The sequence below is a fragment of the Rhodococcus sp. 852002-51564_SCH6189132-a genome (assembly GCF_001665495.1).
Classification (GTDB): domain Bacteria; phylum Actinomycetota; class Actinomycetes; order Mycobacteriales; family Mycobacteriaceae; genus Rhodococcus; species Rhodococcus pyridinivorans.
Genome location: NZ_LZMJ01000033.1, coordinates 1 through 24,774 on the forward strand (window position 1 = coordinate 1; position 24,774 = coordinate 24,774).

Sequence of the window (24,774 nt, forward strand, 5' to 3'; positions counted from 1 at the left end):
GGGGGGGGGGGGGGCCCCCCCGCCCCCCGCCCCCCCCCCTATGTCTTCTTTTTTAAAACCCTGGGGGTTTGTTTTTGCGGGCGGGGGGGGGGGGGGGGGGGGGGCCCCCCCCCCCCCCGCCGGGCCGGAGACAGCGAGACTCAGCCGGTCGCGGAGGTCCCCTCGGGGGAGTGCTCGGGCGGACGCCGGCGCCGCAGCAGACCGACCGCGACGTCGACGAGCAGGAATGCGAGCAGGCTCAGTCCCAGCAGCGGAGCGAACCACCCGACGGTCACCGCAGCAGCGACCACCGCGACGACGGTGACCGGGTGCAGGCGTCGCCACGTCCCACGCAGCGGTGGGCGCGCCACCCGGCGCGATCCGCGGGTGGGGCGACGCTGCCACCACAGCTGGTAGCCGCGCACGATGACCGTGCCCAACGCGACCGCGAGAGCGAGCAATACCAGCTGGTTGAGCAGCCCGAACAAGATGCCCATGTGCAGGGCGATGCCCCAGGTGGTGAGCTGGGCGGCCAGCGGCCAGTCCGCGAACGTGTTGGTGGCGGTCACCGCCCCGGTGGCCGGGTCGATCGCGACCGCGTCGGTGACGAACTGCCAGGGCTGGCGGGTTTCGGTGACGGTGACGGCAGTGTGGCCGTCGGCCGGGATGCTCATCTCGACGTGTTCGGTCACTCGATGCTCGGCAGCGGCGGCAAGGACGCGGTCCAGAGCGCCGATGTTGCGATCGAGTGCGCCCGTATCGGCAACAGCGGCAGTATGGCCGTCGTGGCCGTCGTGTCCACCGGCTGCAGGCGCGGTGTCCGAGACGCCGAGGGTGGTATCGAGCGTCGGGGTGGTCCAGCTCAACGCGGTACGCAACTCGCCCACATTCGCCCCGGCATATGTGGACCAGGTCAACCCGGTGGCCGACAGGAAGATCGAGCCGACCGCGATCCACAGGCCGGTGGTGCCGTGCCAGCCGAGGGTGCGGTTGCGGCCCCGCGCGCCGCGGTCGAAGGTCAGCAGTCGCGCCGACTGCCGGGTGCGGGTGCGCTGGGTGCGGTAGCGCTGCACCCACAGGTACACCCCGCCCAGAGCGATGACCCACAACCAGGAGGCGGCCAGTTCGCTGTAGATCCGGCCGGGCTCACCCAGATGCAGGTGCCGGTGCAGCTGGGAAATCCAGGTGCGTACCGGCAGCGCGCTGCTACTGCCGTAGACCACCGACTGACCGGTCGACGAGGCGGTCGCGGGATCGATGAACACGGCAGTGCGCTCGGATTCACCGAGGGACGGATCGGTGAACAGCACCCGGGTGGTCTCACCGACCTCGGATGCGGGGCGTACCGCTGAGACGGTCAGGTCCGGGCGTAGCTGTTGGGCGGCGCGGACCTGCTCGGCGACCGGCAGTGCCGGACCGGTGGAATCGACGTGCAGCAGGTCGCGGTAGAGCACCTGTTCGAGGGTCGGGGCGATCGCGTAGAGGCCCCCGCTGATCGTCGCGATCAGCAGGAACGGGGCCACCAGGATCCCGGCGTAGAAGTGCAGCCGCATGATCAGCGGCCGCATGCTGCGCGGCGGTGAAGAATCCTGCGCCGCAGCCCGGGCGGGCTCGGCGGCGGAATTGTCCGCGGCGATGGTGCCGCGGTCGAGTTCGGGAACGGACATGAGTGTGTCTCGATTCGGCTGTCGTGAGGTGCTCACCGTGTGCGCGTTTTTCGGCGGTGTCCGTGCAGGAGCACGGGCACCGCTGGAGATGCGGTCGGTGAGGCGACCGTCAGGAAAGGCGGGCATCGAGGGGACTTGGCAGATCGAATCCGGTCGATGCCGCTGAGGGCACGCACGCCATACACTCGGCACCCCAGCACGGGGCGAAGGCAGGACGGCGGAAGAAGAATGTCGGACACCCGTCGGCGATCGCGTGCTCTCCCGCGCCGGGGACGGCGCAGCAGGCGGATCGGGTAGGGAGGCCGACTACGCCGCGGTCGGCGGTCCGCGGGTACCGGCGGCGGCGCCGGCCAGCAACCACAACGACAGCGTCGCCCGATAGAGCGGGGTCGCCGACCAGACCACGGTCTGCGCAGGCGGGACAGAAACGAGCACCAGCATCACGCGGGTGAACGCCCCCAACACGTGCAGGCACGCACCTTCGACGGCGCGCACCGCAGCGGCGGAGACCGCAACAGCGGCAAGGTGGGCGGCGATCATCGCGGGCGACAGTTCCAGCCCGTGCGCGTGGTCGTCGACCACCGAGAGGGTGGTGTGCCCGACCACCTGTCCGGCAGTCAGTGCCGCGAGGAGAAACACCCAGTTCCGATCGCGCACGGTGACGGCGGCGACCGCGGCACCGACGCCGGCGCACGCCGCCAGCAGCAACACCACCGCCGACTGGCTCGGCGGCATCCCGCCACCGGCCACACCATGGGCGGCGATACTCACCGCCCCCGACACCGACCCCACGGCAGCACCGCGCACCTGCGCAAGCACCGGCATCCGTGAGTCCACGCCGCGAGGATAGCGTTGATTCCCCTCGGGTCTCTTCTCCGGTGCCGGGACAGGGCCGGGCGATGACGTCGGTCTCCCGCACAGCGGTGGTACCGGCGTCGAACAGGACACAACCGCTACGCCGTTCGAGTGGCGTTGCGCCACCACCGACCTGCACCGCCCCCGGCTCCTACTTCGGCCGAGCCGGGAATTCGGGCATGGTCGGCTCCTGCTAGCCTCAGTTCGTCCATCACGATGGGATCCGAGGAAGCCGGTGTGAATCCGGCGCGGTACCGCCACTGTGAGCGGCGCTTCGACAAGCGTCTGCGAGCCAGATACTCGCCCCATTCGTACCTTTCAGCATCGGGGCGGCCTACCCCGAGAAAGGCTGCGCGAAGCCGTGCACCCATCTCTCTCCCATTCTGTCTCCGCTGTACCTCTTCGGCGTCCGGATCCTGTCGAAGGGCGCGCCATCGCGATCGCCCACGCACCGGGAATCAGTGATCAGGTCGCTGCGACCCGCACCTTCCATGCCTTGATCCGGCCCGAGTGCCGATTCCCCCAGCGCATCGAAAGGACGGCCGTCGCATGACTCCGCTGAACCGTCGGACGCTGAGCGTCGCCGCCGCATGTCTGACGCTGATCAGCGCGAGCGCATGTGGCGCAGACGAGGAGAACGCCGCGTCGGCCGACTCCATGACCGTCGAGAACTGCGGGATCGACGTCACCGTGGAAGCGCCACCGGAACGCGTGTATGCCGCCTACCAGCCGGCCATCGAGATTGCGCATGCGCTGGGCATCAGCGACCGCCTGATCGAGACCGCCTTCCTCGATGCTCAGGTGTTGCCCGAGTACGCAGATGCCCAGGAGCAGGTGCCGTACGTCGAGAAGCTCCCCAGTCGTGAGGCGCTTCTGGCCACCGGGCCGGACTTCATCCTGTCGGGGTACAACAACGTGTTCACCGAGGACGGCGCCGGCGACGAGAGCTTCGGCACGCGGGCGAGTCTGACCCGGCTCGGCATACAGAGCTGGATCCTCAGCCCGCTGTGCCCCAGCGCGGACGGACTGTCGGACGAGGCGATCGACCCCGCCACCGTGAGCGTCGAGACGATCTATGACGACCTGCGCGACCTCGGGGCCCTGTTCGACGTCGAGGAGCGCGCCGAGGAGGTCATTGCCGATCAACAGCAGCGCATCGCGGCGGTCGACCAGGTGCTGGCCGGGGCGGACCGCCCGAGCGTCGCGATCGTCCTACTCGATGAGGGCGGTGGCATCCGCGTCGCCGGTGGCATCGACTTCGGTACCCGGATCATCGCGCAGGCCGGGGGCGTGAACGCCTTCGCCGACCTCGTCGAGCGACGCCACGTCGCGATCGACCTCGAAGAGCTTATCCGTCGCGACCCCGATGTCATCTTGACCAGCACCTGCTGCGACGCCTCCTATACCCGCCAGGACGGCGCCGAGGAGGCGCAGACGATCGTGCAGAACCCGGCGCTCGCGGGCCTGTCGGCGGTGCAGAACGGTGCCGTGCATCCCTTCCTGTTCGCTGACCGCGCCGCCGGAGTCCGCATCGCCCATGCAATCGAGCTGCTGGCTTCGCTGCTGCACCCCGACCTGGCCATCCAGGACGAGACCGGACAAGACGGGGGCGAGTGAGGTAGGCGGTGACGACGGCGGCAACGACCCCGGAGCGGTCTGCGGACGGTCCGGCCTCGGCTGCCGGCGCGCCTGTCGTGCGTTCCGGCCTGCTGAGCGGCAACCGTACTCGCCTACTCGGGCTCGCGGTGGCCACGATTGTTCTGGTGGCCGTGACCCTCGGCTCGGTCCTGCTCGGCACCCTGCCGGTCGGCCTCTCCGACGTGGTCGGGGCCGTTACAGGTTCGGCGGACAGTGACGTCGAGCGCGTGGTGCGATATATCCGCATCCCGCGGACCGTGACCGGATTGCTGGCCGGGATGGCGCTCGGCCTCGCCGGCGTGGTGATGCAAGGTCTGACCCGCAACCCCCTGGCGGGACCCGGACTGTTGGGCATCAACGCCGGCGCGGCGCTGGCGGTGGTTTCGGCGATGGTCGGTCTCGGCATCACGAGCGCTGCCGGTTACGTGTGGTTCGCCTTCGCAGGAGCTGCGGTGGCCGCCGTCTTCGTCTACATGCTCGGCTCGCTCGGTCCGGGTGGTGCCACGCCGGTGAAGCTCGCTCTGGCCGGGTCGGCGTTGACCGCGCTCCTGGGCGCGGTCACCACGATGATCACCCTCCAGGACGCCTCCACGATGGAGGACTTCCGCTATTGGGTCGTGGGATCGTTGACCCGTTCGGACAGTGACGCTTTGGCCGCGGTAGCGCCGTTCATCGCCGTCGGTGTCGTCCTGGCTGTTGGCCTGACCCGCGCGTTGAATGCTCTGGCTCTGGGTGAGGATCTCGCCCGCAGCCTCGGTGCCCGTGTGTGGGTCGACCGCATCGCGGGGGCTCTCGCTGTGGTTCTGCTTGCGGGTGGCGCTACCGCTATCGCAGGTCCGGTCGGGTTCATCGGGCTCGTGGTACCCCACATCGCACGGATGATCACGGGCTCGGACTACCGCTGGGTGCTCGCCTGGACCATCGTGCTCGCGCCCATGCTGCTGCTGATCGCCGACATCCTCGGACGACTCCTGGTCCAACCCGAACAACTGCAGGTCGGGATCATCACCGGCCTGGTCGGCGCCCCGTTCTTCCTCTACCTGGTCCGCAACCGCAAGGTGGTCGGCACATGAGTTCGCCGGTGCGCCGCGGTCCAACCCGCGACACGCTCCTGGTGGCCCCGCGAGGTACCCCGGTCTCCTTTCGGATCAGCCGCTCCTCGGTGCTGCTCACCGTCCTCGCCGGCGTGGCCGCCGTTGCGGTCGCCACGGCTTCCTTGGTCCTCGGGGTGTACCCGATCTCGGTTTCCGACGCCGTCACCATCGTGGGAGGCGGAGGCACCCTCATCGAGCGCGAGGTCGTGCTGGGCGACCGCCTGCCCCGGGCACTGACCGGGCTCGGTGTCGGCGCGGCTTTTGCGCTCTCGGGGGCCATATTGCAGCGCATCGCCGCCAATCCGCTCGTCAGCCCCGACATCATCGGCATCAATTCCGGGGCGGCGATGGGCGCATTGACCGTGCTGCTTGTCGTGGGGGGCAGCGGTCTGCAGCTCGTGTTCGGTGCGCTGGCCGGCGCGGTCCTCGCTGCGCTGATGATCGTGCTCATCGCTTACCGGCGCGGTCTGCACGGCTTCCGGCTGGTGCTGGTCGGGATCGGTGTCGCGGCGATGCTTTCCTCCGCTATCTCCTATCTGCTCACCCGTTCCGACATCCACCGAGCCATGAGTGCCGCTGCCTGGCTGACCGGCAGCCTGGCTAATCGGAGCGGGCTGCACGTGACCATCATTGTCATCGCGCTGGCGGCGACGGTCCCGGTCCTGATCGTGGAGTCGCGGCACCTGCGGCTGCTCGAGCTCGGCGACGATCTCACCCGCACCCTGACCGGAGCCGGTCAAGGCCGCAAGGTGTCGTTGCTGCTGATTGCAGTGGTCCTCGCCGCGATGGCGACCGCAGCTGCCGGACCCATCGGTTTCGTCGCGCTGGTGGCGCCGCAGATCACTCGCCGCATCCTCGCCGAGCGGCAGATCGGCCTTGCGCCCTCTGCCGCCGTCGGCGCCCTTCTGGTGGTCGGCGCCGATCTGGCGGGCCGTTCGATTTTCGCGCCGTCGGAGATGCCCGTCGGAGTCCTCACGGCGATCCTCGGAGCGCCGGTCCTGCTCTATCTCCTCGCCCGCGCCCACCGCATCGGAGCCGCCGGATGACACCACAGCCAGCACACGCGATCCGGTCGGTCTCGTTGACGACCGAGCAGCTCAGCCTGGGCTACGGATCCTCGCTGATCGTCGACCAGGTGAGCACGAGCCTGCCTGCCGGCCGTATCACGGCGATCGTCGGACCCAACGGGTGCGGCAAGTCGACGCTGTTGCGGGGCCTGGCCCGCCTGTTGTCGCCGCAGCACGGCCGAGTCCTTCTGGACGGTACCGAGCTCACCGAGATGCCGGCGCGCACACTGGCCCGCGCCCTCGGTCTGCTGCCGCAGCAGCCCCTTGCCCCGGACGGCATCACCGTCGCCGATCTCGTCGGCCGGGGCCGGCATCCCCATCAACGGTGGTTCCGACAGTGGAGTGCCGAAGACGAGCGGGCGGTGGCTGCCGCACTGGCGGCGACCGGCGTCGACCAGCTGGCCGAGAGCCCGATCGAAGAACTGTCCGGTGGCCAACGCCAACGCGTGTGGATCGCGCTGGCGTTGGCCCAGGATCCCGACATCATGCTGCTCGACGAGCCCACGACCTTCCTCGACCTGGCCCATCAGATCGAGGTGCTCGATCTGCTCGCTTCCCTCAACCACCGGCTCGGACGCACCATCGTGCTGGTGTTGCACGATCTCAACATGGCCAGTCGCTATGCCCATCACCTTGTGGCGATGCGCGCGGGGACGATGGTGACCGCCGGACCGCCCAGCGAAGTCATCACTTCCGAGATGGTGCGCGACGTCTTCGGTGTGGAGGCCACCGTGATCACCGATCCCGTCGCAGGCACACCGCTGGTCCTGCCCCACCGGTCGGTCGACATCGAGGCCGCCCGGTGACCGGGCGCGTTCTGCCTTCGCGGACGGACCGCTCCGCGCCGGACCTCGGTCGGCGCCCGGCTTCACACTCATGTGTGCCGGAAGCCCCTACCTGTGCGATCGCGTGGATCGGGTTCCAGCCCCAGAAATTCCGCGGATGCGGTCCCACGCCTCGAGGTGCTCCCAGACCGGTTCCTCCGTCAGTCGCTGGGTGTTGGTGAGAACCGGGGTGGGCAGCATGATCGTGAGCATCTGCTCGTACCGGCCGTTGAACATGCGCAGCCCCCATGAGGTGACGGTGTCGTCCCTGCCGATCCTGCGGTACAACTCGGCGCGACCGCAGCGGCGGATCCGGCCGAGTTCCGGCCCACTCGCGGTGTGTTCGCCGATGCAGAGAGGGAAGTGCCACCGACCGAAGTCGACGGTGACGTACCCGTCGTACATCCCGATCTTCTTCGGTGCGTTCGGGGCCGCGACCTCCAGTGTCGAGCCTTCGATGAGCAGACCGAACCACATGTCGTTCCAATAGTTCTCGGGATCGAACACGACTGTCACGGCATCTCCTTCGAGCGGTCGTCCGGCGGGGTGGGGAAGACGCAGTCGCCGCAGACCCCGCCGGTGGGTGTGCGGTAGTAAAGACAGCAACTACGGCGACGGCCGGTCGCCGGGTCCACAGTGTCCGCCAGACGCGGATCGGACAGAAGGTCATCGACGAGAGGCTGTGCATCGGAACCGATCACCCGCCCAGCGCCGATCAGAGCGGATGCCGCGTTGCCCCACAACAGGCCGGCCGCGACCACGTCGCGCCACGCATGGACGAGAGGTTCGATCTGCCGGTCGAGGACTTCCGTCACGATGTCGTCGCCGAATCCGGGTTCGGTGATGTGCAAGTGCAGCCCGGCGTCGTTGCGCCACAGGAGTTGCTCGGGATCGAGCCGAATGCACCGTCCGGAGTCGACGACGGAACCGATCGCCACCGACCACACGCGTGCGACGTATCCGAAGAAGAGGGTCGATGCTGCCACGCGCGGTTCGTCGGTGTCCATCCGCGCGGCGATATCGGCCACCAGAGCGTCGCGGGTCGCGGGGTCGGCCAGATCTGCGGTGGGACGCCATCTGTCGTCGGCAGGTCCGGTACTCACGCGGAAGTACGGGCTCCATACGGCGATTCGCTCGAGAACCCCGATCGCATCAGACACGGCTGTCCTCCGCTTCCAGGTCGAACACCATCCTACGAGGACCGAACCGCATGCGTCCGCGATCGAACGCCGCTCCGATACGGCCGGATTCGGCGAGAGCAGCGGGAGTGTCGCATGTCAGTGTGCGATCTGCTTCGAGCAGCCACATCCGGTCGGACACCCGTAGTGCGAGTTCGAGTTCGTGGGTGGACATGACGACCGCCAGATTCTGCTCGCGCGCCAGGCGTCCGAGCACGTCGACGAGCTCACCCCGTCGAGCAACGTTCACCTTCGAAGCGATCTCCGTGACCGTCCTGCCACGGAAGGCACGACGACGGGCGTGGCCGATGGTCGGATCGCGTAGTTCCACGCCCGTGGAGGTCACAGTGCCGCTCCCAGTGTTCCACGCCGTGAACGAATCAGGACGGCGATGACCACGGGCGCCCCCACGATGGCCGTGACGACATTGAGGGGGAACACGGTGGCCCCGAGCGCCGCGGCGATCACCACACCGGCGCGGCCGAGTCCGGCCAGCCCCGCGGTGAACCCGCCGACGCCGCCACCCACGAGCCAGGTCGGGGCGTCGGCCACCTGCGCGACCACGGCTTCGAAATCGGCGTCGACTATCTCGGACTTGTCGGGAAAGTAGTCGACCGAGGCATCGAAGTCGGTGATGCACTCGTCCGAGGCGTCGTTCTCGGTGTCGGAACCCGCCGTCGAACATCCGGCGAGCAGAAGGCTCGAGGAGGTCAACGCGACAAGGAGCTTCGGGAAGGCTGCGCGTACACGCACGGCGATTACACCCTCTCTCGGGGAAGTCCGCCCCGGGCAAGGAGGTACGGCGACGGGAGTATCTGGCTCCCGGAGATCGCTCTCCGGTCACAGTGGCGGGACCGCGCCGGAATCACACCGACTTCCTCGTGCGTTGTCGCAATGACGGTGCCGAAATTAGCACACGGAACGAAAAGTCTTCACGGGCCGGTCGTCCGCACCTTCGTCCACCGCTGCGTGTCGGGGTCGAAGGAGACGAGTCCCGTCCGCTCGAACTCGTCGAGCCACCCCCGCATCGGCCACCACCCCCAACGCTGGTGGAACAGCGCTACATTGGTGAGGATGTCGTCGAGATGCTCGACCGGCGGGCTCGACACCGGGTGGTACTGGTGGAAGGCGTGGGCGCCGCCGACCCAGGCCATCGGGACTCCGGCACGGGCGGCCTTCTGTCCGAAATCGGTGTCCTCGCCGCCGTATCCGCTGTATGCGGTGCAGAACCCGCCGATGCGGTCCCACACGAGCGACCGGGACGCGAACGACAGCGACCAGAACAATTCGTGCCTATCGTCCAGCACGATCTCACCCGAGGAGGGGAACGGACGGGCCGGATGCGGATCGATCGCGTCGCCCAGCCGGTCGAGGTCGTAGCCGTCGGCGCCCGGTTCGGACAGATAGGTGACCGGACCGTTGAGCAGCGCAGCCGGGTGCCGGCCGGCCGCCTCGGCGTACCGTTCGATCAGGTCGGGAGCCGGAATGCAGTCGACGTCGAGGAAGACGAGCAGATCCGACGACGCCGTCCGCGCGCCCAGATTCCGTGCCTCTCCGACCGGCAGTTTCGCGGAGTCGACGTCCATCTCCACCACTCGCGCCGACGAGCCGGCCGTGGCGACGACCTCCGTGACCTCCGGGTCACCCATCGCGACAACGATGTGCTCGTCAGGTGTCCGGGTGCTGCGTGCGAGGCCGTCGAGTTGGCGTCGCAGATGCGTGCCGCGACCCGCGGCGACCGTGACGACCGAGACGGTCACGATCGCTCCGCTAGGTCGTCCAGGATCGCCGCCGCGCGCGCCGCGGCACCGTCGACCTGCCAGCGTTTCCATTCGACGGGGTCGAGGCCGCGTGCTCGCTCGATCAGTTCGGGCCAGCGGTTCGGGTCGGGCCACCCGTCGAGACCCACCGCCAGTTCGGCCTTCTCCAAAGCAGTTGCGGTGGAACGCTGTTCGTCGAACGGACGGGGTTCGGCGATCACGACCGCAGGTCGCGCGGCGGCCGCGATGTCGGCGACGGTGTTCTGGCCCGCATGCCCGATCACGACGTCGGCGCCGGTGAGGACGGGCCACGGATCGTCGATCCACGGACCGCCCGCGACACCGAGACCCTCCCACTCGTACTGGGGGTAGCGCGACGAGAACCGGTGCAGATCGTCGACGGTGATCGACGATCCGCCGCTGCCGCTCATGACGAGGACCCTCGGCTTCTCACCGGCTGTGCGGGTGGGAGACGGGCGTCCGTCGAAACGGCTGATCCCGCCGACGTACGAGGTGGTGTACGAGCGCAGCCAGTGCGGATCGTAGACGTCCTGCGACCACGGTGCGATGAGATGGTCGGCGACGCGATAGGCCAGCGTGTGGGCGGTATCGGTGCGCTCGCCCGGCATCGCGAGCACCACGACGGGGATCCCGTACAAGCGGGCGAGGAGCGTCACCTCCACCGACACATCCACTACCAGCAGGCTCGGGCGGGTCGCGGCGATCCACGACCCCAGCGCGTGCATGCGTTCGCGGAGACCGTCGTCGTGGGTGGGAACCCAGTGGAGGACGTCGTGGGCCGTCGTGTCCTGCGCGGTGTCGACGGCGAGGTCGTCGCGGGGGAGCAGCACGACGTCGTCGAAGGCGTCGGCGGCAGTGCCGAGCGGCGCCGACGACAATGCCGTCACCGGCGTCCGCAGATCCGCGCAGATGCTGCTCGCGCGGGTGCGGTGTCCGTGCCCGTGGTGATGGATGTAGTAGCCGATCATGCCGCTCCCGCGAGTTCCCGATACAGCGAGACGTAGGCATCGACCATCGTGCGTTCCGAACAACGCTCCTCCGCGCGGGCTCGGGCGGAGGCACGGGACAGACCGACAGCGCGGGGTACCGCCTCGGCCAGGCCGTTGATGTCGTCCGGCGCGACCAGGCATCCGCTGCTCTCGTCGACGACCTCCGGGATGCCGCCGCGCGCGAAGGCCACCACGGGTGTCCCGCATGCCAGGGACTCGGCGACGACGAGCCCGTACGGTTCGTCCCATTGCGGTGTGATGAGTGCTGCTGCCGAACGTCCCACCGCGGCAGCGAGATCCGGCTGGGAAAGATGACCGAGATAGTTCACGTCGGGACCGAGGAACGGTTCGACGTGTTCCGCGAAGTACCCCCGGTTGCTGATCGGGCCCGCGATCCGCAGCCGGTAACCGACCCGGCGCGCGGCCTCGATCGCGAGATGCGCGCCCTTCTCCGGCACGAGGCGGCCGAACCAGATCAGATCCTCACCTCCCGAACCGACCGGCCACGCTCCGAGATCGACACCGTTGGGCACGACCGCCACCGGACCGGGCGTGACGTGTTCCCAGGCCGTCGCGGTGTGCCGGCTGACCGCGACGAACGTGCCCGGGCACCCACCCGGAGTCGCCATCGCCGACTCGAGCCACGGCGTCGGCGGCGTGTGCAGCGTGCAGAGCAGCGGGGTGTGCAACATGCGGGCCATCGCTATCGGCAGGTAGTGCAGGCTGTGGTTGTGCACGACGTCGAAGGCAACGGCGGACGGTCCGGCGAGATCGAGCATCAGCGACAGGTAGGCGTGGTGGTCGCCGAGGAAGCCGTTCGCCGGGGGCATCGACACGTCGCTGCGTGCGAGTTCGCTGACCTCGAAGGACGGCACCTCGAGGAACGAGGCCGGAAGTTCCGGATCGGATCCCGGTGCGGCGAAGAGCGTCACCTCGTGGCCGTCCTTGCCGAGCGCGTGGGCGAGATGCCACACGTGCGCTTCGAGTCCGCCGGCGAAGGGCTGGCGGATCGGAAATCTGTTCGACGCGACGAGTGCGATGCGCAACGGCGTCATGATCTGCTCCGGCTGCTCATCGCGCGCAGGTAGATATCGCGATGGGCGCGGGCCAGCGCGCGACGTTCGTCCATACGTTGCGACCAGTCGGCTCGCGGAAGATCCCTGCTCTCGTACAGTTCTCGCACGCAACGATCGAGCGAGTCGGCTTCGAAGGTGTCCTCGTCGTAGGTGTACACCCCGCACCGACGCTGCTCGCCGTAGAAGCCGCAACTCGGCGCGATCACAGCGGTGCCGAGGTCGAAACACGCCTCGAGCCAACCCGAATGGGTTCCGAAACGGTAGGGCAGCACCGACACCGACAGATCCGAGAGGTACTGCCACAGTTCGTCGTCGGAGAAGTACGGATGCACCCGCACGTCCACCTGGGGTTGCTCGCCGTACTGCAGGATGCGGGAACCGGCTTCCGGCTTGTACCAGTACGCATTGTCGGGATCGAAGATCTCGTCGTGCACGTTGATCTGCAACACCGCATCGGGTAGCGAGCGCACGGTCTCGGCCAGCGTGTCGAGCACCGGGAACAGATCCATGTTCGCGCGCAGGCTCTTCGCGTGGACTCCCACGACGAACGGACTTTCGTCGCGACGCGGTCGCTCGAGCCAGTGCTGTTCGACGACGTGCGGATGCGGCAGGACCGTCGCCTCCCGACCCCAGCGCAGACGGATCCGCTCGGCGGCGCCCGGCGTGAGGGTGATCAGTTCGTCCGCGGCCGGAATCAGCACGTCGAGTTGCTTGTGGTGCTCACCGGGGGTGGGATGGTGCGGGTTCCGCAGGTCGTGCACCGTGTACACGAGAGGCTTGTCGTGCTCGGCGAGCTCGGCGACGACGTCCTGCAGCTGCTCCGCGCCGATCGCGTCGAATCCGAAATGGATGTGGAAGACGTCGAATTCCTCGTGGTGGTCGCTCACCCAGCCCGGTTCGAGCATCAACGGCGGCCACCAGCCCCCGGGAACCTTGCGGCCGTCGGCGGGAACCGGATCCGTCAACCGGATCACGTCGTCGCCCTCCGGGCAGGCGAGGTGCCGGACGTAGACGTGCGACGCAGGCACCGACGCGACTCGAATCACCACAACCGACCCTCTTCTCCCTCGCGCGACATTCGCCGTACACACCGAAAGGCCGGGAACGCCGTCCCCGGCCATCGTCCGGTGCCCTGCGGCTACCCCCGCGGGACGGCCTTCACACGTCCTGCCCGACTCGTCCGGTCTTCACTAGGGTGGCGGTAGGCAACGATCATCGAGCGAGAGGATTCGGTATGGGTGTGAGCTTGGCCAAGGGCGGCAACGTTTCGCTGTCGAAGGAGGCTCCGAACCTGACGGCGGTGACGGTGGGTCTCGGCTGGGACGTGCGCGCGACGACCGGCGCGGACTTCGATCTCGACGCCAGTGCACTGCTGACGAGCGAGAACGGCAAGGTCCTGTCCGACCAGCATTTCGTCTTCTACAACAACCTGCGTTCGCCGGACGGCTCCGTCGAGCACACCGGCGACAACCTCACCGGTGAGGGCGAGGGCGACGACGAGAGCGTGAACGTCGACCTCGTCGCCGTTCCCGCGGAGGTCAAGTCGATCGTCTTCCCGGTGTCGATCCACGACGCCGACGCGCGGGGCCAGTCGTTCGGTCAGGTGCGCAACGCGTTCATCCGCGTCGTCGACCGCGCCGACGGCCGGGAACTCGCCCGCTACGACCTCACCGAGGATGCGTCCACCGAGACCGCGATGGTCTTCGGTGAGCTGTACCGCCACGGTGGCGAGTGGAAGTTCCGCGCCATCGGCCAGGGCTACGCCTCCGGTCTGGCGGGCATCGCACGGGACTACGGCGTCAACGTCGGCTGAGCCGACAGGGGTCAACGTCGGCTGAGCCGAGAGGGGTCAACGTCGGCTGAAGATGGGTTTCAGCGGACGAGCTTCCACTTCTTGTCGTGCCGGTAGAAGGTCGACCGCTTGAGAGCCCGGGGGTTCGCGACCCCGTCGCGGGTGACGACTGCGGCGGGGGAACCCAACTGCATGGCCCGGCCCGTCAGCCACTTGTAGCCGCCGAACCAGCGCGGCCGGTCGATCGCGGCCCGCAGACCGGGCATCGCGGGTGTGGGTTCGACGCGGATGCCGGGCACCGTGCCGGAGAACAGGCGGGTGTCATCGACGTAGGCCTCCCCGACGAGCGCATCGCCGTTCTCACCGCACAGCAGCGCACGGCCGACGAGGGCGATACCGGCGTCGTCGCGGATGAGCGGCAACGGCTTCGCGACCCCCTGCAGGGCGACGGTGGCGGCCTTCGACCCCGTCCGCAACCCGTACGCCTCCGTGGCCGGGGTTCGTGTCTCCGGGACGTACGCGACCTCCAGGTCGAGGCGTTCGGTGCGCATCAGCCGTGTGACGGTCGCGGCGAACGCCGCGTCGTTGCCTACGAGGATCAGACGAGGGTCCTCCACCGACTCGAGATGCGCGAAGACGTCCTCGAAGTCGTCCTTCTCGGGGAGGGCAGGCGCAGACAGTGCGGTCACGGGGGTCAGCGCCAACGGCAATGGCACGTCACCGCATCTGAGCACTACCGGGGTCAACGGTTCTCCTCGAGGGGTCGGGTTCGTCGGGCTCTCGGCTGCGTCCACTGTAATGGGAAGGCGGTGGGGGAGGGCGGCGGCGACCCGCCACCGCGCGCCGCAGCTCCGGCGCTTCTGCAGTCCCGTCATTCGCGCTCGTCGGAGGGTGGACTACACTGTGGTCCCGGCTGCTGCCCGGTTGGGCAGGACCCTGCAGGCGAGACCGCCCGCACGTAGACACCTGCCTGAGGAGAGCGCGACATGCCGGCAATCGTCCTGATCGGAGCCCAGTGGGGCGACGAGGGCAAGGGCAAAGCTACCGATCTACTCGGCGGACGTCTGCAGTGGGTCGTGCGCTACCAGGGCGGCAACAACGCCGGTCACACGGTCGTGCTGCCCAACGGCGACAAGTTCGCCCTGCACCTGATCCCGTCGGGCATCCTGACGCCCGGCGTCAACAACGTCATCGGCAACGGTGTCGTGGTGGATCCGGGTGTGCTGCTCACCGAGCTCGAAGGCCTCGAGAAGCGCGACGTCGACACGTCCCGTCTGCTGCTCTCGGCCGATGCGCACCTGATCATGCCGTACCACGTGGCCATCGACAAGGTCACCGAACGCTTCCTCGGCAAGAAGAAGATCGGCACCACCGGACGCGGTATCGGCCCCTGCTACCAGGACAAGATCGCCCGCGTGGGCGTGCGGGTCGCCGACGTGCTCGACGAGAAGATCCTCACCCAGAAGGTCGAGGCCGCACTGGAATTCAAGAACCAGGTGCTCGTCAAGATCTACAACCGCAAGGCGCTCGACCCGCAGCAGGTGGTCGACGAGGTCCTCGCCCAGGCCGAGGGTTTCAAGCACCGCATCACCGATACGCGCCTCGAACTGAACAAGGCGCTCGAGCGCGGCGACACGATCCTCCTCGAGGGTTCGCAGGGCACGCTGCTCGATGTCGACCACGGCACCTATCCGTACGTGACGTCGTCCAACCCCACTGCCGGCGGCGCCGCTGTCGGTTCGGGTATCGGCCCGGCGAAGATCTCGACGGTGCTGGGCATCCTCAAGGCCTACACCACCCGCGTCGGCTCGGGTCCGTTCCCGACCGAGCTGTTCGACGACCACGGCGCCTACCTCGCCAAGCAGGGTGGAGAGGTCGGTGTCACCACCGGTCGCGCCCGCCGCACGGGATGGTTCGACGCCGTCATCGCCCGCTACGCGACCCGCGTCAACGGCATCACCGACTACTTCCTCACCAAGCTCGACGTGCTGTCGGGTCTCGACACCGTGCCGATCTGCGTCGGCTACGAGGTCGACGGTGTGCGTATCGACGAGATGCCGATGACGCAGACCGACGTGCACCACGCCAAGCCGATCTACGAGGAGATGCCGGGCTGGTGGGAGGACATCACCCACGCCCGCACCTTCGAGGAGCTGCCGAAGAACGCGCAGAACTACGTGCTGCGTCTCGAGGAGCTCTCCGGCGCCTACATCTCCTGCATCGGTGTGGGGCCGGGCCGCGACGAGACGATCGTCCGGCGCGACGTCATCCGCTGACGGGGTAGCTCCCGGCCCGCGCCGATTTCGTCGTCGGACGGGCGCCGATCCCTCACTGCATGTTCACCGACGGTTCGCACGGACTGTGCACGCTCGTCCCGCACAGTCCGTCGGACCCCGGGGAGAACCATGTACGTGTCCCGTCGAACCCTGCTGCGCACCGTCGCGCTCGGAGCCCTCGCGGCTCCGGCGGTGGCGTGCTCGTCGGGAAGTTCCGTTGCAACGCCGAGCCTCGTCCGTGAGCGGCCGATCCTCACCCACGGTGTGGCCACCGGCGACGTGCGGGCCGACGGGGCGCTCGTGTGGGCGCGCTCGGATCGACCGGCGCGGCTCGTCGTGGAGACGGCGGCCACCGAATCCTTCACCGATCCCGTCCGGCACGTGGGTGGTTTGCTGACGCCCGAGACGGACGGAACCGGCCGACTGCGGCTGACGGGACTGCCGGCCGGCGAGCAGGTGCACTATCGTGCCGTCCTCGAAGGCGAGGACGGCGCCACGTCCGAGCCGGTGACGGGTCTGTTCCGCACCGCCCCGACCACACCCGGCGACATCAGGCTGCAGTGGTCCGGCGACACCGCCGGTCAGGGCTTCGGTATCAACCCCGACATCGGTGGGATGACGATCTTCGACACGATGGCCCGTCGCGACCCGCACCTGTTCGTGCATTCCGGCGACGTCGTGTACGCCGACAATCCGCTGAAGGAGACCGTCGAGCTGCCGGACGGCCGGGTCTGGCGCAACATCGTCACCGAGGCCAAGAGTGCTGTGGCGCAGACCCTCGACGAGTACCGCGGCCAGTACGCCTACAACCTCATGGATGAGAACTATCGGCGGTTCAACTCCTCCGTCGCGCAGATCGTGCAGTGGGACGACCACGAGACCGTCAACAACTGGTACGCGGGTGAGATCCTGGATCTCGAGCAGTACACCGAGAAGAATGTGGACGTCCTGGCGGAACGGGCTTTCCGTGCCTTCCACGAGTGGCTCCCGCTCGATCCGGCGGAGGCCGTCGACGGACGCATCCACCGGGTCGTGCGGTACGGACCGCTGCTCGACGTCTTCGTACTCGACATGCGGACCTACAAGGACGCCAACGGCACCAACGTCGGCGCGGCGGGGCAGGTGCTCGGCAGCGCGCAGACGCAGTGGCTCATCGACGAACTCACCCGTTCGACCGCCACCTGGAAGATCATCGCCGCCGACCTGCCGATCGGCCTGGTCGTACCCGACGGCGATACGGCCTTCGAAGGAATCGCGAACGGGGACAACGGCGCTCCCTCGGGCCGGGAATCGGAGATCGCGCGGGTCCTGTCGGCGGTCGAGGCGCGCAGGATCACCGGCACCGTGTGGTTGACCGCCGACGTGCACTACACGGCCGCGCATCACTATTCGCCGGACCGCGCCTCGTTCACCGACTTCGACGAGTTCTGGGAGTTCGTCTCGGGACCGCTCAACGCCGGTGCTTTCGGACCCAACGAGCTGGACGGGACGTTCGGTCCCGAGGCCGTCTTCGTGCACGCGCCCCCGGCGGCGAACACCTCGCCGATGGACGGATATCAGCACTTCGGGGAGGTGTTCATCGACGGCGCGACGAAGCAGATGCGGGTGGAGTTGCTCGACTCGCGAGGGACGGTCCTGTTCCGTCAGGTGCTCGATCCACCGGCCTGATCCCGCCCGCGCGATGCGGGGCATACTGGGTCGGTGATCACTCGAGCGATCGGAGCCGTGTCGCTCGTCCGCGACCTCGGGAACTGGCAGGATTCGGGGCAGTCGCATTCCCGTCGCTCCGCTCGCCCCGATCCCAGACCCGCCTACCGGGCGCTCGCGGACAGCATCCGCCTGCTCGTGCACGACGGCCGCGTCCCGCTCGGGGTCGCCCTGCCCAGCGAGCGGGAACTCGCCGCGGCGCTGTCGGTGAGCCGCACCACCGTCGCGTCCGCCTATGCGGCGCTGCGGGAAGAAGGCTATCTGCGCAGTCGGCAGGGTGCCCGCAGCACGGTCGCCGTGCCCGCTCGCCGGGGCGCGGAGAACACCGGGTCCCGGATGCCGATCGGCCCGGCGATCGATCTGAGCAACGCCTCGCTGCCCGCGCCGGCAGCGGAGATCGAAGCGGCGTATGCCGCGGCGCTGCGGTCGATGTCGACCTATCTGGACTCGCACGGCATGGAACCGATAGGGGTGTCGGTGCTGCGCGAGGTCATCGCCCGCCGCTACCGCGAGCGTGGACTGCCCACCTCGCCCGACCAGATCATGGTCACCTCCGGGGCGCAGCACGCGATGCGCCTGCTGCTCGGTGTGCTCGACGACCCCGGCGACCGGGTGGTCGTCGACCACCCCACCTATCCCAATGCGCTCGAAGCGATCCGCCGCTACGGCGCGCGCCCGGTGCCGGTTCCGGTGCGCCCGGAGAACGGCCCGCACGGCGGCTGGGATCTCGACGGTGTCGCCAGTGCCGTCCGGCAGACCGCGGCGCGCACCGCCTTCCTCGTCCCCGACTTCCACAACCCCACTGGCCTGTGCCTCGACGAGGACGGCCGCGCCGAACTGGCCCGCATCATGCGCGACACGCGGACCACGCTCGTCGTCGACGAGTCGATGGTCGATCTCTGGCTCGACGCCCCGCCGCCGCCTCCCGTCGCAGCCATGCCTGCCGGCGCGTCGGTGGTGACGGTGGGTTCGACGGCGAAGTCGCTGTGGGGTGGCCTGCGGGTGGGATGGATCCGCGCCGACCGCGACACGATCGTCCGGCTGGCCGGGGCACGGACCGCGGTCGACCTGGGCACGCCTGTCATGGAACAGCTCGCGGCCGCGCATCTGCTCTCCGAAGTCGACGAAGTGCTCGAACGTCGCCGCGCCGCGTTGAGGGAACGACGCCGTGCGCTGTGCGCAGCTTTGGACCGGCGGTTGCCCGACTGGGAGTACACGCCGGGCCAGGGCGGGATGTCGTTGTGGGCGCGGATGCCCGAGCCGGTGTCGACCTCGCTGGCTGCCGCCGCGCCGTCCCACGGTGTGCTGCTCTCCGCCGGTCCGCGCTTCGGTGTGCAGGGTGCGTTCGAACATTTCGTGCGCCTGCCGTACACGCAGGATGTCGAGGTCCTCGACGACGCCGTCGAGGCGATGGCCGCCGCCTACGAGCAGGTCGCCTCCGGGCGCACACCCGACGAGGCGCGGCTCGTCGTCTGATCCTGTGCGCCAGGACGATCGTCGGAGCGTCGGCGGGCTCGGGCTGCCGGATCAGACCCAGAGGGTGTCGATGTCGGTGGCCTCGGCCGCCGGACCGACGGGCTCGCCGGCGGGGGTGCGGGAGAAGCGCGGCGCCGGTGCGTGCTGCACGACGCCGTCGATCTCGATCAGCGACCCGCGTGCGACGAGATGCTCGTTCTTCTCCGCCTCGGCCCAGGTGAGGACCGGGGAGACGCAGGCATCGGTACCGAGGAAGATCTCGGTCCACTCGTCGCGGGTCTTCGACAGGAATTTGTCGGTGAAGATCTTCTTCATCTCCGCCCAGCGGGAAGTGTCGAGCTGGTGCGGCAGGTCGGCCGGATCGAGCTCGAGGCCCTGCAGCAGCAGCGCGTAGAACTGCGGCTCGATGGAACCGACGGCCATGTACTTGCCGTCCTTGGTCTCGTAGACCTCGTAGAACGGGGCGCCGGTATCGAGCATGTTGACGCCGCGCTCGTCCGACCACGCGCCGCGACCGCGGAACGCCCACATCATGTGCGAGAGAGCGAGGGCGCCGTCGACCATCGCCGCGTCCACGACCTGGCCCTTGCCGGAGGTCTGACGCTCGACGAGGGCCGACAGGATGCCGAAGACGAGGAACATCGAACCGCCACCGAAGTCGCCGACCATGTTCAGCGGCGGCACCGGACGCTCGCCCTGGCGGCCGATGGCGTGCAGGACGCCGGTGAGGGAGATGTAGTTGATGTCGTGGCCGGCGGCGTTGGCGAGCGGGCCCTCCTGGCCCCAGCCGGTCATGCGGCCGTAGACGATGCGCGGGTTGCGCTCGAGGACTACGTCCGGTCCGAGGCCGAGTCGTTCGGTGACGCCGGGACGGAAGCCCTCGATGAGGACGTCGGCGCGCTCGAGCAGGGTCAGGACCTTCTCGATGTCGGCGGGATCCTTGAGGTTGGCCTCGACGATGCGACGGTTGCGCTGAATCGGATCGCGCTGTCCCTCCGGCGGGATCTCGCCGGGGCGCTGCACGATGACGACATCGGCGCCGAGATCGGCGAGCAGGGTCGCGGCGTGTGGGCCGGGACCGAGACCCTTGAACTCGACGACGCGGACACCCGCGAGCGGACCCTTCTTCTCAACAGCTTCAGCGGACACTCGACGAACCTCGCTCCGATGTGTAGGGACTGTCGCAACGGAGAGTACCTTAGCGAGCGTTCAGAATATGGCTCCGGTCGCTGGGGTTCCGGTCGTCGGGAGTGGATCACTCCTCGTAGAGGTCGGCCTCGCTCAGTCCGGTCGCCTCGAAGGCCTCGCCGAGATCGGCGTGGCGGACGACGGTGACCACCTGGTCGTCGACCACCCGGAAGGCGATCGCCTCGTCGCGAGGACCCGGATCGGACGCCCAGGTCACCGTCTCCTCGACCACCACGATTCCGTGGTGGACGAACAGGCGGCCCGGTTGCAGCGTGACCCCTGCCGTCGTCGCCCACTCGCGCAGTTCGTCGAGTCCTTGGTCGGGATCGTCGTCGGGGGTGGGGAGCACGATGTCGTCGCTCGACAACTGCACGAGCGTGTCGATGTCGTTGCTGTTCACAGCGTCGTGCCAGGCCAGGACCGTAGCGATCTCCGAAGTACTCATGATCGAGAGCCTAGTCGCCGGATCGCCGAGGTGGGGGCGTGAATCCGCCGAATCCGCTGTCGCACTCGGGCGCTCCGGAGCACAGTGGACGTATGACGATCACCGGCCAACTCGTGAGCTTCGTCCCGAGCACCGACCTCGACGTCTCGGAGATGTTCTACGTCGACACCCTGCGCTTCCGGAAGCTCTCCCGCGACCCCTTCGCGCTCGTCCTCGACGGAGGCGGCGGCGCACCGGTCCGGGTGACCCTCGTGCAGTCGCGCGAGGAGACCGGCTACACCGTGCTGGGCTGGCGGGTATCCGATCTGGACGGCACCGTCGAACGACTGCGCGAGCACGGCGTGGAGTTCATCCGGTACAACGGCATGGATCAGGACGACCACGACGCGTGGACCGCACCCGACGGTATGCGGGTCGCATGGTTCCGCGACCCGCACGGCAACGTCCTGTCGTTGCTCGAACACCGCACCTGACGCGGCCTCAGCTTGCGAAGGCATCCCACAGGAAGCCGGCGAACAGCACCGCGAAGCCACCCATCTCACCGACGATCAGCGCGGCCATCGCCGGACCCGTCCCGCGCACCGGATGCGCGAACTGATTCGTGGTGTCGCGCAGCGCACCGTGCACGACATAGCTCGCGATCGCGCCGACGAAGAACACCACGATCACCGCGGCCGCGGCGAGGTTCACTGCGGTGGGCCACGCGCTGAGCTCGACGAACACCGCGACCAGCAGCGTCGCGAAGGAATACATCAGGGCCGATCGGTGGGCGATGTCGACGTACGGGTGCGCGAGGTGGTCGTCGGACGTCGCCATCTGCCGGTACTTCCACACGCCGAGAGCGAGCGCAAGAAGGAAGACCGCACCCGCGGCCGTCAGTGTCAGTTCGGTGTCGACTCCCAGGACCATCCCGCCAGTATGGACGCATCACCTCAACTGCAGCCGCTGGTGTTCCCACAGGACGGGCAGGCGTGGCACGACCCGACCCGTTGCATCTTCACTCCGCACTGCATGCAGTACGGCGCGTCCGGATTCGACGGTGACGGAGCAGCGAGACCACCCGGGGAGGACGTGCTCGCGCTGCTCGTGCTGTGCGTGCCCCGCGGCGCGGTCGCCGGCGGATCGGGCTCACGCACCGGCGGCGTGCTCGTGTACGGCGTGAGCGTGGGGGTGTCGGGCACCGAACGCTCGGCGCCGGTGAGGATGCCCAGTTCGGCGCGCTCGTCGGGTTCGAGATAGTCGATCGCCAGTCGCCGGAAGATGTAGTCGAGGATCGACGTGGCGATCCGCAGATCCGGATCGTCGGTGATCCCGGCCGGCTCGAAACGCGTACTCGTGAAGGCCCGGACGAAGGTGCGCAACGGGACCCCGTACTGCAGACCGTAACTGACCGACATCGAGAAGGCGTCCATGATGCCGGCGAGCGTCGAGCCCTGTTTGGACACGCGCAGGAACATCTCGCCGGGACGCCCGTCGTCGTACTCACCGATCGTGACGAAGCCCTTGCAGTCCGCCACCCGGAACTCGAACGTCCGAGACGTGCGGGTGCGCGGGAGCCGCTCGCGGCGAGGCGCCGTGGACGGAGCCGCTTCTGCGACAGCAGGGCGCGACGCCGTCGACAACGGTTGTCCCAGTTTGCAGTTGTCACGGTAGATCGCAAGGGCCTTCACGCCCAGGCGCCACGCGTCGACATACATGTCGGCGATGTCGTCGACGGTCGCGGACTCGGGCAGGTTCACCGTCTTGGAGATCGCACCCGACAGGAAGGGCTGCACCGCGGCCATCATCGCGACGTGGCCGCGCGGCGAGATGACGTTGTCGCCCATGGACGTCGCGAACACCGGTGCGTGCTCGTCGCGCACGTGCGGCGCACCGGCGAGATCATGATGCAGATCGAGGTGCGCCACGATATCGGCGACCTCCGACGGGCTGTAACCCAGACGCGACAGTGCGCGCGGCACACTGCGATTGACGATCGTGAGGCTGCCGCCGCCGACGAGCTTCTTGGTCTTCACCAACGCCAGATCCGGTTCGATCCCGGTGGTGTCGCAATCCATCGCGAGCCCGATCGTGCCGGTCGGTGCGAGCACGCTGACCTGGCTGTTGCGCACACCGTGGGCAGAGCCGTCGGCCACGGCGCGGTCCCACGCCTGTCGTGCCGCATCGAGCACGTCGGCCGGTGCGAGATCGGCGTCGATGTCATCGAGTGCGCCACGATGCTTGCCCAGCACGTCGAGCATCGGCGCGCGGTTCTCGTCGAAACCGTCGAACGGTCCGAGGCGCCTCGCCATGTCCGCCGACACGGCGTAGGCGTGACCGGTCATCAGGGCGGTGATCGCCGCAGCCGTCGCGCGTCCGGCCTCGCTGTCGTAGGGCAGGCCCGAAGCCATGAGCAGCGCACCGAGGTTGGCGTAACCGAGCCCGAGCTGCCGGAACCGCCGCGACGTCTCACCGATCCGCTCGGTGGGGTAGTCGGCGCGGCCGACGAGGATTTCCTGCGCGGTGAGCATCACCGCCACGGAGTGACGGAAACCGTCGACGTCGAAGGTGCCGTCCTCGCGCAGGAAGGTCAGCAGATTCAGGCTCGCGAGGTTGCAGGCCGAATCGTCGAGATGCATGTACTCCGAGCAGGGATTCGACGCGTTGATCCGGCCGGTCGCGGAGGCGGTGTGCCAGGCATTGATCGTCGTGTCGTACTGGATGCCCGGGTCGGCGCACTCCCAGGTGGCGGCGGCGTTGCGCTGCAACAACTCTCGCGCGCGGACAGTCCGGACCGTCTCGCCGGTCGTCACGGTACGCAGCGGCCACTCGGCGTCGGCCACCACCGCGTGCATGAACTCGTCGGTCACGCGCACCGAGTTGTTCGCGTTCTGGTACTGCACCGAATGGATGTCGGTGCCGTCGAGACCCATGTCGAAACCGGCCTCGGCGAGCACCCGCGCCTTGCGTTCCTCGATCGCCTTGCAGTCGACGAACTCCTCGATGTCGGGATGGTCGACGTCGAGGATCACCATCTTCGCGGCCCGCCGGGTCTTGCCGCCGGACTTGATGGTGCCGGCGGAGGCGTCGGCGCCGCGCATGAAGCTGACCGGCCCCGATGCGCTTCCGCCACCGGTCAGCGGTTCGGCCGACGAGCGGATCCGGGAGAGGTTCACCCCGGCGCCCGACCCGCCCTTGAAGATCACCGCTTCCTGCCGGTACCACTCGAGGATCGAGTCGATGCTGTCGTCGACCGACAGAATGAAACACGCGCTGGCCTGCTGCGGAGTGTTCGGCACCCCGATGTTGAACCAGACGGGACTGTTGAACGAGGCCCGCTGGTGGATCAGCAGATAGGTCAGCTCGGCGGCGAACGCCTCCGGATCGTCGAGATGACCGTCGGTGTGCCCCCACGCCGTGATCGTGTCGACGATGCGCGCGATCACGTCGCGCAACGAGTGCTCACGATCCGGGTGTCCGAGCTGCCCGCGGAAGTACTTCTGCGTGACGATGTCGGTGGCGTTCTGCGACCAGAAGGCAGGAAACTCCACATCGGTTTGCTCGAAGACGACACGACCGGTGCCGTGGTGGACGATCCGCGCGTCGCGGCGCTGCCACTCCACCGCCTCGGCGGGATCGACACCGGGCGTCGTGAAGTACCGGACGTCGCCGCGCACCGCGGCGGCTACGGCGTCCGATGCACTCTTCGGGCTGCTGTGAGGCCTGGCACTGCTCATCGCGTCCTCCCGGGGGCGTGGACCGG

General features: G+C 68.5%; 24 protein-coding genes and 2 riboswitches. Of the genes, 9 read left to right on the forward strand and 15 right to left on the reverse strand.

Translation table 11 applies throughout. The features are described from left to right. Positions 1–140 precede the first annotated feature (140 nt). Both A5767_RS06295 and A5767_RS06300 read right to left on the reverse strand, forming a co-directional pair. A complete protein-coding gene (locus A5767_RS06295) occupies positions 141–1,646 on the reverse strand; it encodes a PepSY-associated TM helix domain-containing protein (RefSeq protein ID WP_064851937.1) in 1,506 nt (501 codons plus the stop codon). Positions 1,647–1,952: 306 nt separating this feature from the next. Beyond that, a complete protein-coding gene (locus A5767_RS06300) occupies positions 1,953–2,471 on the reverse strand; it encodes a hypothetical protein (RefSeq protein WP_006552955.1) in 519 nt (172 codons plus the stop codon). A gap of 224 nt (positions 2,472–2,695) precedes the next feature. Then, positions 2,696–2,823, forward strand: a riboswitch (cobalamin riboswitch). A 335-nt stretch (positions 2,824–3,158) separates the two neighbouring features. On the opposite strand from A5767_RS06300, the gene A5767_RS06305 reads away from it, so the two are divergent. Genes A5767_RS06305 through A5767_RS06320 form a run of 4 tightly spaced genes read left to right on the forward strand, consistent with a single transcriptional unit; the run spans position 3,159 to position 7,106 of the window. Next, the gene (locus tag A5767_RS06305; protein WP_231913139.1) at positions 3,159–4,118 is read left to right on the forward strand and encodes an ABC transporter substrate-binding protein; all 960 of its coding nucleotides are present in this window, start codon (positions 3,159–3,161) and stop codon (positions 4,116–4,118) included. Positions 4,119–4,126: 8 nt separating this feature from the next. Continuing rightward, positions 4,127–5,212: a FecCD family ABC transporter permease gene (locus tag A5767_RS06310; RefSeq protein WP_197483215.1), complete on the forward strand. Its 1,086-nt coding sequence runs from the start codon at positions 4,127–4,129 to the stop codon at positions 5,210–5,212. Continuing rightward, positions 5,209–6,279 (forward strand): FecCD family ABC transporter permease, encoded by a 1,071-nt coding sequence (locus tag A5767_RS06315; RefSeq protein WP_064851939.1) that lies wholly within the window; start codon positions 5,209–5,211, stop codon positions 6,277–6,279. Before A5767_RS06310 ends, A5767_RS06315 begins: the two co-directional genes overlap by 4 nt. Further along, positions 6,276–7,106: an ABC transporter ATP-binding protein gene (locus A5767_RS06320; RefSeq protein ID WP_064851940.1), complete on the forward strand. Its 831-nt coding sequence runs from the start codon at positions 6,276–6,278 to the stop codon at positions 7,104–7,106. The genes A5767_RS06315 and A5767_RS06320 overlap by 4 nt, the downstream gene beginning before the upstream one ends. 87 nt (positions 7,107–7,193) lie before the next feature. Here the strand turns inward: A5767_RS06320 and A5767_RS06325 are convergent, their stop codons facing one another. The 8 genes from A5767_RS06325 to A5767_RS06360 form a co-directional block, all read right to left on the reverse strand. Further along, positions 7,194–7,640 carry a DUF7676 family protein gene (locus A5767_RS06325; protein WP_197483216.1) on the reverse strand — a complete coding sequence of 149 codons (447 nt, stop codon included), beginning with the start codon at positions 7,638–7,640 and terminating at the stop codon, positions 7,194–7,196. Next, the gene (locus tag A5767_RS23030) at positions 7,637–8,227 is read right to left on the reverse strand and encodes a (2Fe-2S)-binding protein (protein WP_231913140.1); all 591 of its coding nucleotides are present in this window, start codon (positions 8,225–8,227) and stop codon (positions 7,637–7,639) included. The genes A5767_RS06325 and A5767_RS23030 overlap by 4 nt, the downstream gene beginning before the upstream one ends. 49 nt (positions 8,228–8,276) lie before the next feature. Beyond that, positions 8,277–8,648 carry a hypothetical protein gene (locus A5767_RS06335; protein ID WP_197483217.1) on the reverse strand — a complete coding sequence of 124 codons (372 nt, stop codon included), beginning with the start codon at positions 8,646–8,648 and terminating at the stop codon, positions 8,277–8,279. After that, positions 8,645–9,055 (reverse strand): hypothetical protein, encoded by a 411-nt coding sequence (locus tag A5767_RS06340; RefSeq protein WP_064851942.1) that lies wholly within the window; start codon positions 9,053–9,055, stop codon positions 8,645–8,647. Before A5767_RS06340 ends, A5767_RS06335 begins: the two co-directional genes overlap by 4 nt. Before the next feature lie 40 nt (positions 9,056–9,095). Next, positions 9,096–9,216, reverse strand: a riboswitch (cobalamin riboswitch). Positions 9,217–9,234: 18 nt separating this feature from the next. Then, positions 9,235–10,062 carry a glycosyltransferase family 2 protein gene (locus A5767_RS06345; protein ID WP_064851943.1) on the reverse strand — a complete coding sequence of 276 codons (828 nt, stop codon included), beginning with the start codon at positions 10,060–10,062 and terminating at the stop codon, positions 9,235–9,237. Next, the gene (locus tag A5767_RS06350; RefSeq protein ID WP_064851944.1) at positions 10,059–11,051 is read right to left on the reverse strand and encodes a glycosyltransferase; all 993 of its coding nucleotides are present in this window, start codon (positions 11,049–11,051) and stop codon (positions 10,059–10,061) included. The genes A5767_RS06345 and A5767_RS06350 overlap by 4 nt, the downstream gene beginning before the upstream one ends. Then, entirely contained in the window at positions 11,048–12,127 is a 1,080-nt protein-coding gene (locus tag A5767_RS06355; protein ID WP_064851945.1) for a glycosyltransferase, read from the reverse strand. The genes A5767_RS06350 and A5767_RS06355 overlap by 4 nt, the downstream gene beginning before the upstream one ends. Next, positions 12,124–13,194 (reverse strand): hypothetical protein, encoded by a 1,071-nt coding sequence (locus A5767_RS06360; protein ID WP_064851952.1) that lies wholly within the window; start codon positions 13,192–13,194, stop codon positions 12,124–12,126. Before A5767_RS06360 ends, A5767_RS06355 begins: the two co-directional genes overlap by 4 nt. A 188-nt stretch (positions 13,195–13,382) precedes the next feature. Here A5767_RS06360 and A5767_RS06365 point away from each other — a divergent pair, with 188 nt between their 5' ends. Next, a complete protein-coding gene (locus A5767_RS06365; protein WP_006552942.1) occupies positions 13,383–13,961 on the forward strand; it encodes a TerD family protein in 579 nt (192 codons plus the stop codon). A 59-nt stretch (positions 13,962–14,020) separates the two neighbouring features. Here the strand turns inward: A5767_RS06365 and A5767_RS06370 are convergent, their stop codons facing one another. Further along, entirely contained in the window at positions 14,021–14,674 is a 654-nt protein-coding gene (locus tag A5767_RS06370) for a hypothetical protein (protein WP_024101848.1), read from the reverse strand. A 252-nt stretch (positions 14,675–14,926) separates the two neighbouring features. Between A5767_RS06370 and A5767_RS06375 the strand changes: the two genes are divergently transcribed. The 3 genes from A5767_RS06375 to yczR all read left to right on the forward strand — a co-directional run bounded on the left by A5767_RS06375 (position 14,927) and on the right by yczR (position 19,399). Further along, a complete protein-coding gene (locus tag A5767_RS06375; RefSeq protein ID WP_064851946.1) occupies positions 14,927–16,216 on the forward strand; it encodes an adenylosuccinate synthase in 1,290 nt (429 codons plus the stop codon). Between the two features lie 129 nt (positions 16,217–16,345). Further along, on the forward strand, positions 16,346–17,884 hold the full coding sequence (locus A5767_RS06380) for an alkaline phosphatase D family protein (RefSeq protein WP_064851947.1): 1,539 nt from the start codon (positions 16,346–16,348) through the stop codon (positions 17,882–17,884). 33 nt (positions 17,885–17,917) lie between these two features. Next, a complete protein-coding gene (yczR, locus tag A5767_RS06385; protein ID WP_019291084.1) occupies positions 17,918–19,399 on the forward strand; it encodes a MocR-like transcription factor YczR in 1,482 nt (493 codons plus the stop codon). A gap of 51 nt (positions 19,400–19,450) precedes the next feature. On the opposite strand, the gene A5767_RS06390 is transcribed toward yczR, so the two are convergent. Next, positions 19,451–20,548, reverse strand: coding sequence for a CaiB/BaiF CoA transferase family protein (locus tag A5767_RS06390; RefSeq protein ID WP_019291085.1), 1,098 nt, complete (start codon positions 20,546–20,548; stop codon positions 19,451–19,453). A gap of 106 nt (positions 20,549–20,654) precedes the next feature. Next, positions 20,655–21,032: a nuclear transport factor 2 family protein gene (locus tag A5767_RS06395; RefSeq protein ID WP_037217988.1), complete on the reverse strand. Its 378-nt coding sequence runs from the start codon at positions 21,030–21,032 to the stop codon at positions 20,655–20,657. Positions 21,033–21,124: 92 nt separating this feature from the next. Between A5767_RS06395 and A5767_RS06400 the strand changes: the two genes are divergently transcribed. Next, positions 21,125–21,505: a VOC family protein gene (locus tag A5767_RS06400; protein WP_006552935.1), complete on the forward strand. Its 381-nt coding sequence runs from the start codon at positions 21,125–21,127 to the stop codon at positions 21,503–21,505. A gap of 7 nt (positions 21,506–21,512) precedes the next feature. Here A5767_RS06400 and A5767_RS06405 read toward each other — a convergent pair whose 3' ends face one another. Both A5767_RS06405 and A5767_RS06410 read right to left on the reverse strand, forming a co-directional pair. Next, entirely contained in the window at positions 21,513–21,941 is a 429-nt protein-coding gene (locus A5767_RS06405) for a hypothetical protein (protein ID WP_019291086.1), read from the reverse strand. Positions 21,942–21,964: 23 nt separating this feature from the next. Beyond that, entirely contained in the window at positions 21,965–24,748 is a 2,784-nt protein-coding gene (locus A5767_RS06410; RefSeq protein WP_231913141.1) for a vitamin B12-dependent ribonucleotide reductase, read from the reverse strand. Positions 24,749–24,774 lie beyond the last annotated feature (26 nt).

Bases quoted from the DNA above. Each gene is read 5' to 3' on its own strand.
- A5767_RS06380 (WP_064851947.1), top strand. From the start codon at position 16,346: ATGTACGTGTCCCGTCGAACCCTGCTGCGCACCGTCGCGCTCGGAGCC.
- A5767_RS06355 (WP_064851945.1), bottom strand. From the start codon at position 12,127: ATGACGCCGTTGCGCATCGCACTCGTCGCGTCGAACAGATTTCCGATC.
- A5767_RS06410 (WP_231913141.1), bottom strand. From the start codon at position 24,748: ATGAGCAGTGCCAGGCCTCACAGCAGCCCGAAGAGTGCATCGGACGCC.
- A5767_RS06350 (WP_064851944.1), bottom strand. From the start codon at position 11,051: ATGATCGGCTACTACATCCATCACCACGGGCACGGACACCGCACCCGC.
- A5767_RS06395 (WP_037217988.1), bottom strand. From the start codon at position 21,032: ATGAGTACTTCGGAGATCGCTACGGTCCTGGCCTGGCACGACGCTGTG.
- A5767_RS06365 (WP_006552942.1), top strand. From the start codon at position 13,383: ATGGGTGTGAGCTTGGCCAAGGGCGGCAACGTTTCGCTGTCGAAGGAG.
- A5767_RS06300 (WP_006552955.1), bottom strand. From the start codon at position 2,471: ATGCCGGTGCTTGCGCAGGTGCGCGGTGCTGCCGTGGGGTCGGTGTCG.
- A5767_RS06320 (WP_064851940.1), top strand. From the start codon at position 6,276: ATGACACCACAGCCAGCACACGCGATCCGGTCGGTCTCGTTGACGACC.
- A5767_RS06315 (WP_064851939.1), top strand. From the start codon at position 5,209: ATGAGTTCGCCGGTGCGCCGCGGTCCAACCCGCGACACGCTCCTGGTG.
- A5767_RS06295 (WP_064851937.1), bottom strand. From the start codon at position 1,646: ATGTCCGTTCCCGAACTCGACCGCGGCACCATCGCCGCGGACAATTCC.
- A5767_RS06405 (WP_019291086.1), bottom strand. From the start codon at position 21,941: ATGGTCCTGGGAGTCGACACCGAACTGACACTGACGGCCGCGGGTGCG.
- A5767_RS06305 (WP_231913139.1), top strand. From the start codon at position 3,159: ATGACCGTCGAGAACTGCGGGATCGACGTCACCGTGGAAGCGCCACCG.
- A5767_RS06400 (WP_006552935.1), top strand. From the start codon at position 21,125: ATGACGATCACCGGCCAACTCGTGAGCTTCGTCCCGAGCACCGACCTC.
- A5767_RS06375 (WP_064851946.1), top strand. From the start codon at position 14,927: ATGCCGGCAATCGTCCTGATCGGAGCCCAGTGGGGCGACGAGGGCAAG.